The organism is Clostridium sp. AM49-4BH (assembly GCF_003478335.1).
GTDB lineage: Bacteria > Bacillota > Clostridia > Lachnospirales > Lachnospiraceae > Butyribacter.
Genome location: NZ_QUFB01000070.1, coordinates 1 through 9627, shown reverse-complemented (window position 1 = coordinate 9627; position 9627 = coordinate 1). Strand labels below are relative to the sequence as shown.

Annotated in this window: 9 protein-coding genes; 7 read left to right on the top strand and 2 right to left on the bottom strand. The window is 37.2% G+C overall.

What is annotated here, in order from left to right; all coding sequences use genetic code 11:
* The first annotated feature begins 354 nt into the window (after window positions 1-354).
* From DW981_RS13420 to DW981_RS13410, 4 genes are all read left to right on the top strand, one after another.
* Entirely contained in the window at window positions 355-744 is a 390-nt protein-coding gene (locus DW981_RS13420; protein ID WP_347474581.1) for a tyrosine-type recombinase/integrase, read from the top strand.
* Complete coding sequence (locus DW981_RS16285; RefSeq protein WP_347474582.1) at window positions 651-923, top strand: tyrosine-type recombinase/integrase; 273 nt, start codon at window positions 651-653, stop codon at window positions 921-923. Before DW981_RS13420 ends, DW981_RS16285 begins: the two co-directional genes overlap by 94 nt.
* 448 nt (window positions 924-1371) lie before the next feature.
* Complete coding sequence (locus tag DW981_RS13415; protein WP_118508075.1) at window positions 1372-2829, top strand: flagellin; 1458 nt, start codon at window positions 1372-1374, stop codon at window positions 2827-2829.
* A 394-nt stretch (window positions 2830-3223) separates the two neighbouring features.
* Window positions 3224-4162 (top strand): PD-(D/E)XK nuclease family transposase, encoded by a 939-nt coding sequence (locus DW981_RS13410; RefSeq protein WP_118508074.1) that lies wholly within the window; start codon window positions 3224-3226, stop codon window positions 4160-4162.
* A 17-nt stretch (window positions 4163-4179) separates the two neighbouring features.
* Here the strand turns inward: DW981_RS13410 and DW981_RS13405 are convergent, their stop codons facing one another.
* On the bottom strand, window positions 4180-5211 hold the full coding sequence (locus DW981_RS13405; protein ID WP_118508073.1) for a cellulase family glycosylhydrolase: 1032 nt from the start codon (window positions 5209-5211) through the stop codon (window positions 4180-4182).
* Between the two features lie 216 nt (window positions 5212-5427).
* Between DW981_RS13405 and DW981_RS13400 the strand changes: the two genes are divergently transcribed.
* Window positions 5428-6150, top strand: coding sequence for a helix-turn-helix domain-containing protein (locus tag DW981_RS13400; protein WP_022024286.1), 723 nt, complete (start codon window positions 5428-5430; stop codon window positions 6148-6150).
* A 153-nt stretch (window positions 6151-6303) separates the two neighbouring features.
* On the opposite strand, the gene DW981_RS13395 is transcribed toward DW981_RS13400, so the two are convergent.
* A complete protein-coding gene (locus tag DW981_RS13395; RefSeq protein WP_022024287.1) occupies window positions 6304-6741 on the bottom strand; it encodes a GatB/YqeY domain-containing protein in 438 nt (145 codons plus the stop codon).
* Window positions 6742-7270: 529 nt separating this feature from the next.
* Here DW981_RS13395 and DW981_RS13390 point away from each other — a divergent pair.
* Together DW981_RS13390 and DW981_RS13385 are read left to right on the top strand one after the other, a co-directional pair.
* Window positions 7271-7984: a LytTR family DNA-binding domain-containing protein gene (locus tag DW981_RS13390; protein WP_118508072.1), complete on the top strand. Its 714-nt coding sequence runs from the start codon at window positions 7271-7273 to the stop codon at window positions 7982-7984.
* 240 nt (window positions 7985-8224) lie between these two features.
* Window positions 8225-9523 carry a sensor histidine kinase gene (locus tag DW981_RS13385; protein WP_022024289.1) on the top strand — a complete coding sequence of 433 codons (1299 nt, stop codon included), beginning with the start codon at window positions 8225-8227 and terminating at the stop codon, window positions 9521-9523.
* The last annotated feature ends 104 nt before the right edge of the window (window positions 9524-9627 follow it).

Sequence of the window (9627 nt, the reverse complement as noted above, 5' to 3'; positions counted from 1 at the left end):
TCTGTTAGCGTTCATCGCTGTAATATTGTGTTGTACTATCATAGTAGTTACCTCCTTGTGATAAATGTTCGGGGTGAATCCTTTCGCCCCGGTGTTAATATGTTTCGATATTCCATGAATGGCATGAACCATCTGGAAATATCAAGAATTACATGTTGTTTTGCGGTTGCCTCCTTCCTCTTCAAACAGAAACAATTGTTTACAAAATGTTGCACTACGTTATTTGCGCCGGAAATAGCCAGCTCAAGGGTTCCGTATTTCCAAGCAAAGGATTAGAATAAAAAACGTAGCAACCTCTGGAAATGCTTGCATTTCCAGGATAAATCAGCAGTACAACGGAAAGGAAAAGGGGAAATGAGTACAACAAGTCCTATCAGGAAAGAAGAGGATTTGCAGCGGTTCCGAAACTACTATTTGGAAAAAGGAAAGATGAGAAATTACTTATTAATAGTGGTTGGATTGAACACAGCGCTGCGCATTGGAGATGTATTAAGTTTGCAGTGGAAAGATGTTTATGACTACAAGCGTAGAAGATTTCGAGCACATTTGCAGGTGGTAGAACAGAAAACCGGCAAAACGAATCAAATTGCACTGAATGACTGCGTTTTGCATGCATTGCGGCAATGCTACAACGGCCAAAAAGCAGACGAATATTTATTTATAGTGCATGTCATAAAAATCAGCCGATCAGCCGCAGTCAAGCTTGGAGAATTGTGCGGCAGGCAGCAGAGGAGACAGGGTTAGACGGCAATGTCAGCTGTCATTCTTTGCGCAAAACCTTTGGTTATCATGCATGGAAACAGGGCGTTCCGCCAGCTATGCTGATGATGATCTACAACCATTCATCGTATCAGATTACAAAGCGTTATTTAGGGATTATACAAGAAGAAAAAGATGATGTTTTTTACCACGTGCAATTATAAGACATCAAAACATATTCAAAAAGAAAAGAACCCTAGGCAATTAAAAGTGCAAGAATTGCTTATTGGGATAATATACAAGTGACTGTGCCGATAAAATTATTTTAATGAGATCAATATAATGTATAAAGAAGTGTTTTAGGACACAATGTGTTGTGGAATCTCAAAAAAACAAAAAAATGCACAAATTTTTTTAGAAAAAGGGTTAAGTTCTCAGCAAATCAACCGATATTGTTATTGTAATAAAAAATGCAACATTTTGTAAACGAGGGTTTCTGTTTTGCGAAAGGAGGCAACGATCTAAAACTTAAATTCATGATATCTACGATACGGCACAGTCGTTTTCTTGATATCGACACTGATATGATGGATTTTTCCGAACATATCTTAACTTTTATTAACACTGGGGCGAACGGATTCACCCCAAACTCAAAACAAGGAGGTAACTACTATGATAGTACAACACAATATTACAGCAATGAACTCCAACAGAATGTTGGGCTTAACAACTAACTCACTTGCTAAATCTACTGAGAAGCTTTCTTCCGGTTATAGAATCAACCGCGCAGCTGATGATGCAGCAGGTCTTTCTATTTCCGAGAAAATGAGAAAGCAGATCCGTGGTTTGGATCAGGCTTCTACAAACGCAGAAGATGGTATTTCCGCAGTACAGACTGCAGAGGGTGCTTTGAACGAAGTTCACTCTATGCTTCAGAGAATGAACGAGTTGGCAGTTCAGGCAGCTAACGGTACAAACTCTGAGTCTGACCGTACAGCTATCCAGAATGAGATCGATCAGTTGACAACTGAGATTGATCGTGTATCTGAGACAACCAAGTTCAATGAGACTTATTTGTTGAAGGGTGATAAGAGTCAGGATAAACAGTATACGTATAGCTATAAAAACTTTAAGGCTCCTACTGCAGCTACTGCAACCTTTAACACAGATGGATCAACAGCAATGACTATCGAATTTGAGCAAAAGACTGCTCCTTCATCTCAAAAAACACAAGACGAAACTAATGAATTATTAATTTCATTAAGAGATCAGGGTGTTAAGGCTACAGCAACTCTTGCAAAAGGACAAGGCGCTGACCAGATAAAATATGGTTTATCATTAACAGGTGATGCAGCCGAAAAATTTACCTTGACAGGTGGAACAGACGGTAAGTTTAATGTCGTTGATAAAGAGAATAATCTAATTGGTACTTTAACTGTAAAAGATAGTAATTTGGCTCAAAGTACTACCGACGATCAAAGCCAGTCAGCTACATTAATTGCAACAGGTGTAAAGGCTGCTAAATCTAATAAGGCTGTTGCTAAATATTATGATAAGGACGGAAATGCTATACCTGCGAACGCTCTTTCAAATTATGTTAAGGCAGATACAGCAGGCACAGCAGTAGAACCTCGAAGCGATGCTCCTAAGGCATACGATGCTGTTGGAAACAAGGCAGACATTGATGTTGCTGATATTGGCCTATTAAAAGATCTTACAGCACCTCTTACAGTAAAACTTCATGTTGGTGCCGATGCTACATCCAACAACCAGATTTCTATAAACATTGCATCTATGAGTGCTAAGGGACTTGGTGTTAATGGTCTTAAGGTTGATGGTGCAGACGACACTAACGCACTGAACGCAATCGATACCATCAAGGAATCCATCCAGAAATTTTCCGATCAGCGTTCCGCACTTGGTGCTGTTCAGAACCGCTTAGAGCACACAATCTCTAACTTGGATAACGTTGTTGAGAACACCACATCCGCTGAGTCTCGTATCCGTGATACAGATATGGCAGAAGAGATGGTTAACTACTCCAAGAACAACATCCTTCAGCAGGCTGGTCAGTCTATGCTTGCACAGGCAAACCAGGCAAACCAGGGTGTATTGTCCTTGCTTCAGTAATTAACCAAGAGGCATTGTTTTCGAATCGTACAAACAGAAACATATTTTTATTACAAAATGGAAGAGGAAGTCGTTATGGCTTCCTCTTTTTGCGATTAATATATTTGTTTTTATATATTTCTCTTGCAATCATTACTGTCATACGTTATTATATATTTATACTATTCTACGGATCCAAGCTAGTTATTTCTCATGAAGCTATATCGTCAACCATTCATAAGGCTCTTTGCATGATTTTTCCGTTGAATCTACTGACAATCTCTTTTATAATGATATTAGAGTGACGTCCTTATTATGGAAATATGCATGCATACGCTATAACACTGTTTGCATGAATTTCTAAATTATTCGTAAATTAATTTTGAAATTCTCACTATAAGATAAGGAGGGTTACTTGAATACAGAGATTACAAACGCCATAAATGCTTCGAAAGACAAGGCACAATATGACACGCATGCAAAACGCCTATTGTCTCAAAAAATCATACTGGCACATATTTTGGTAAAGGTAATTGACGAGTTCAAAGACATGAAACCAGAACAAGTCATGGCTTATATCGAAGGTGATCCCATAATTGGAACAATTCCTGTAGATCCCGGATTGACAAATCAGGAGCAATTCGACGATTCTGGACAGAGAATTGTGGGATTAAATACAGAAAATGCCGATATTAATGAAGGATTGATACGATTTGATATTGTTTTTTACGTTCGGACAAAAACCGGATTGACAAAAATCATTATCAATATTGAGATTCAAAAAGATGATCCTATTTCATATTCATTATTAAATAGGGCAATCTTCTATGTAAGCCGACTAATATCTTCGCAAAAGGAGCGTGACTTTACAAACTCCAATTACGATGACATTAAACAAGTATTCAGCATTTGGGTCTGTATGGGCATGGGTTGTAATTGCATGAGCCATTTTCATCTGAAAAAGGATGAAATATTAGATCCCTATAATTGGAAAGGCAACCTGAATCTATTAAATATTGTAATGATTGGGATTGCCAAAGAACTGCCAAAACATGAAGAAAAATATGAACTGCATCGGCTTATCGCTGCTTTATTGTCAAATCAATTAAATGAGCAACAAAGGCTCGCGATATTGGAATCGGAATATAATATCCCGATTAACACCGATTTTAGAAAGGACGTGAATGTTATGTGCAATCTTGGACAGGGAATTGAGGATAGAGCAATTGCCGAAACAACAGCAAAAATCATTTTAAACATGTATCACAGTGGCTATTCCCTTACCCAAATTGCAGATGCTGTTGAAATGACAGAGACCGAAGTTTTGGATATTATAACCTCTGCCTCTGCCTGAACAACCGGTCAGATGCCCTATAGGCACGCTATCACCTTTTCACGCACATCTTCCATATGTGTATCCACAATTCCAAAATCCATTTCTTTATAGCTCCACGCTGCGCGGCCGATATGATACCTATCAAACACCTCGCTGATAGCCTGATACCACTGTAACGTATCCTCCGTTGAGGCAAGATTGATCACCCCATATTCCCCGCAATACAATGGCACGTTTCTTTCCTCCGCTACTGCTAGTGCATCCGCAAAGAACTGCTCAAAAAAACTGCTGCCGAATAAACATTCTTCCTGTTTTACCGGTTCGAGCATAATTTCATTATTCGGCAAATACTTTTTGGTCAATTTCTTAATCTCATCAACCGTCTTGTGCAAATCCATCCTAAAATCTTCCGGCATTCCATCAACCCAGTATCCACCCTGATGAGTAAATATTAACGGCTCATAGCAATGAAAATTATATACGATATTTTCATCTGCCGGTGCAGCCAGTGAGCGTACTGCCAAAACACAATTGTTCCAATAACCGCCGATCAATATCTTCGTCGTTGGAGCAATCCGGCGAATCCGACGAATACATTCCTGTGAAATCTGATTCCAGCGATCCATTGTGTTTTTATCAGTCACCTCATTTAACAATTCAAAAGCAACATGATCTCCGTATTTTGCATACCGTTTAGCCATCTCCTCCCACAGGCTGTAAAACATTTCCTGGTACTTGCTATTGTCAAAGAAGCCCGCTTCCTTTTCCCCCTGATCAAAGGAATAACCCGCCGTCTTATGCAGATCGAGGATAATATTCAAACCATATTTTCTGCACCAATGAATAGCCTTCCTGACATACTCAAAGCCGCTTTCTATAAATGTACCATCCTGATCCTGCAAAACATTATAGTCTATCGGCAGACGCACATGATCAACTGGCCAATCACTAATTCGCTTAATATCTTCCTCAACAATAAAATGCTCTAGTCTGTCTTTGCTATAGTCACATTGTGACAACCATCCACCCAAATTCACGCCATGCTCAAATCCAATCCATCGTCTCATAGTAATCACCATTCCTTTCCAAAATAATCGCAATGATCATTTCCTGATAATGCATTCATCACCGGAATTATCATTCATCGTCTGTACTCATCATAGTAATTTTTGAAGTAATATGATATAATATTTCCGAGATAAATATCATAAAACCTATTCTTATTTCAACAGTAATTATGAAAAAAGCATATTTTGTATGCTTAGGAAAGGACTGGGCTAATTATGACCGTTAAGCAAGAATTAAACCAACTGCTGTATAAGCAGCAGGAAGAATCCTATTCTCATATTTCCATAGAAGAGGAGTTTGCTTTTTACCGCAATATTGCAAACGGAAACCTGGATGTGCTGCAAGGAGACCTTTTGACTGAAAACCGCGAACATATGGGTATTCTTTCTCATAATCCGCTGCAAAACCGCAAATACCACCTTGTCATTTTAGTTGCTATGATTACACGTTTTTGCATTGAACGCGGCCTTGAACCCGAAGAATCCTACACATTAAGCGATCTATTTATCCGCAAAATAGATTCCGCCATATCAGAAAAGCAACTCGAAACAATCAAGATCGATGTGATCACAGAATTCACAAACACCATGCACGCCATCAAACAGGGCAAAAATTACTCCTACCATGTACGCCATGGAATCGATTATATCAGTAAGCATATTACGGAATCGATATCCGGCGTAGATGTTGCCAACGCTCTCGGACTGAACCGCGACTATCTGTCCCATCTTTTTCAAAAAGAAACAGGATGCCCGCTACAGAGGTTTATCCTCCGTAAAAAATGCGAAACATCCTGTTATATGCTTAAAAACAGTTCTATCAGCTGCACAGACATAAGCTCATTTCTCGGCTTTGCTTCTTGCAGTCATTATATAAAATGTTTTCGTGAAGAATACGGCATCACCCCCGGCAAATACCGCACACAAGGAGATTTTTAAGTCAAGCACTATTCCGTTGCTTCTGGCTTATTTATCTCCGGTTTGATCAAAATATGTGGATTTTAACCACAAGACCCGATCGCTTCCGACACGCTTTATCTCTGGTTTTAATCCTATTTAACAAGCACTGCCTATGCAATCTCGTGATTACTGTTACTGGCACAGTTTTCCGACAATCTGATTGATATCCTTGCCGTTTGCCTTACCTTTTAACTCAGCCATAACAGCCTTCATGATCTGACCTTTATTTTTAGTAGCGATCACATCTGCAAACTGTGTCTTTAACACTTCCTCAATTTCCTCCGGTGACATCATCTTCGGAGCATACTCCTTGATCACATCCAGTCGAGCCTGATACTCTGCTTTCAGATCCTCACGGTCTGCCGGACAACTGTCCACCTGTTCCTGCGCTGTTTTTTCTTCTTTTATAATAGCGCGATCTACCAATTCTTCCGGAATATCGTCTCTCTTTCCTTCATCAATAGCAAGTTTCTTTACTGCAGAAATCAAAGATGAAATCGTATCCTTTCGTGCTTTATCTCTTGCCTTCATTGCTGCTACCATATCGCTCTGTAATTTTTTGAACTCCATAATAATCCTCCATTTCTCTGACAATACCATATCGTCTGCCAGACACAACGTTTCGAGCTTTTGCTTTCATTCGCCTCAATACACCAATCTAGCTATGCATATCCAGCGTAACTTCCTCTTCAAAGGATATTCCCTTTTTGATTGGAAGTCAAGTCTCCTTCCCATATTCCCTGGCAGTCTTCTCATATAACTTTGCAGCTTTATGAACCATATTTCTTAGCAGTCTTCTTATATTCCTTAGCAGCCTTATGAACCATATAACTTTGCAGCCTTATAAACCATATAACTTTGCAGCCTTATAAACCATATTCCTTGGCAGCCTCTGCCTATAATTATTTTGTTTATTCTATTGTTATTTATTTCAATTCATTGTATATTATTTATGGTGCCTTATTTTGTACAAGTTACAAATATCAAGACATCTATAAGCCATAACCTGCTTATATTTACAATTATATTGTGTGTATATTTTAGACTGAACAATTTTCATTCTACTTTATACCTTTAGGTTATGTAAAGAGGTGAAGAAATGTATAATATTGTTATATGCGATGATAATGAAATATTTTGTTTTCAACTGGAAGACATTCTAAACAGAATATTTAAGGGGAGACCAACTCCTCCACGAATAACTATGTTTAATGAAGCTGAAAAATTAGAAGAATACATAGCAAATGACATGTCCATTGATCTTCTCTTCCTTGATATTGAATTCCATTCCGAATCGTTGAATGGAGTAAATATTGCACAGTTTTTGCGTGAACAGTCAGAAGGGCAAGCAACACAAGTTGTATTTGTTTCCTCTAAGAGTGAATATGCAATGCAATTATTTCAAGTGCGACCATTAGATTTTATCATAAAGCCAATTGACTTTGATAAAATTTTACATGTAGTAAAAACGTATGAACGCCTATACGAAACTACCAATAAATATTTTTCATTTACTTTTAATAAAGTAAAACATTTTGCAGATTGCCGTAAAATTGTTTATTTCCAGAGTTCCGGCAGAAATGTCCGGATTGCAACAACGCATGGTAATCTATTATGTTATGATAAACTTTCCAAAATAATAAAGGAATTACCACCAAATCTGTTTGTGCAATTACATAAATCCTATATAGTAAATATAAGCTTTATTGTAGAATACAGCGCAAACGAAGTTGTGATGAGCGATGGTGTACATATACCGATCAGCTATTCCCGCAAAGAAGATGTACATAATTTTTTGAGATTAAATTATTAATTGTTGTACCTGTTTTTAAGGGAAAGGCATTATATTAGAAATCCATGTACGATAATCGCAAACAAACCCGGTAAACTTTCAGACTAAGGTGTCAATTACTTGAAATGAATGGTATTTTCATTATTTTGAATGTTCAGATAAGCTCTATTTCTCATATTCAAAAATTGACCATTTTATCAATGTAAACATTGACGCCTTTTTTCTGTAATTACCAGAAAACACCAGAAAGAAGGACTACAGATGAACTACTACTCTTTATTTTTTGATACCGTGATCAATATTGCCGGATACTTTATATTGGTTAGCTGTCTGAGTTTATTTTTACATGAGAAAAAAATAAACAAAACCTTCAAAAGCGCAGTAATTTGCACAGTGTGGTTTGTTATCTGGCTGATCAATACCTTTGGAAACAGCGTTAATCTTAACACATTTATTTCATTTGCAGGCTATATGCTAATCTGTCTTCTAATTTATAGAGGATCTGTAGCCAAAAAAATTTTGTCGACTGTTTTTGTCATGGCATTAAGCATTCTTTGCGAAGGTATTGTATTTTTAATAATGCAAAAAATCACAATTATCCCTTTTAACTATACTCTTGGTAGTGCATTTTCTGTACTGCTTTACTTTTTATTTGTAATATTCCTTAACCGCTTTTATAATATGCGTTCTTCCACGCCAATGCCTTTTCATATTTATTTTGCATTTATTATAATATTGGTGGGAAGCGTTGTTTTGTGTGATCTACTGGTCAATCTTGGCAATAAAAACGAAAATCTGACTATGCTTGCTATGGGGATCCTATGTCTTATAAATATGCTTATCTATTATATGATGGATAAGACCAATCAGATGTATCAGCAGGTACTGCAGCAAGAGGCTATTTCTCAACAAAATGAATTCTACATGCAGCAAATTGCTCTGACCAAAGAAGCCAGTAATCGTGTAAACGCTTTGCAGCATGATTTCAAAAACCATTGTCAAACTGTTGCTTACTACTTAGATTGTAAGCAGCCTGATAAAGCAAGTGAATATGTTTTAGGTTTATATAATATGGTTGTACCACGTAATCAATACATTAACTCTACCAATATTGCAGTTGACAGCTCAATCAATTTTTACCTATCAAAAGCAGCAAAGTTAAACACCAAACTTTCGTTATCTATAGCAGTTCCACCGGACATATTTGTTAGTGATCTGGATATTAGTATTACCCTTGGAAATCTGCTGAGCAACGCAATAGAGGCCCTAGAAAAATTACAAGACGATGCAGAGCGTAAACTTTCTGTATCTATCCTTTATAAAATGAGCACTTTGTATCTCGAAATTAAAAATACTTTTAGTGGATCTCTTAAGAAAATTGATAAGGTCACTTTTAAATCAACAAAAAAGGACTCCAGAAATCACGGTTATGGGTTATCTAATGTTAATGAAGTTGTGGAAAAATATGATGGGATTAGTTCCTTTACGACCGAGGGCAATTGGTTTATTGTAAATATCACCCTTTTTTCAGAAAAAAAGAACTCTCAACTTCAAGAATAATACAGTATCTTTTCAGAAAAAAGACTCTCAAATTCAAGAATAATATAGTATCTTTTCAGAAAAAAACTCTCAACCTCAAGAATAATACAGTATCTTTTCAGAAA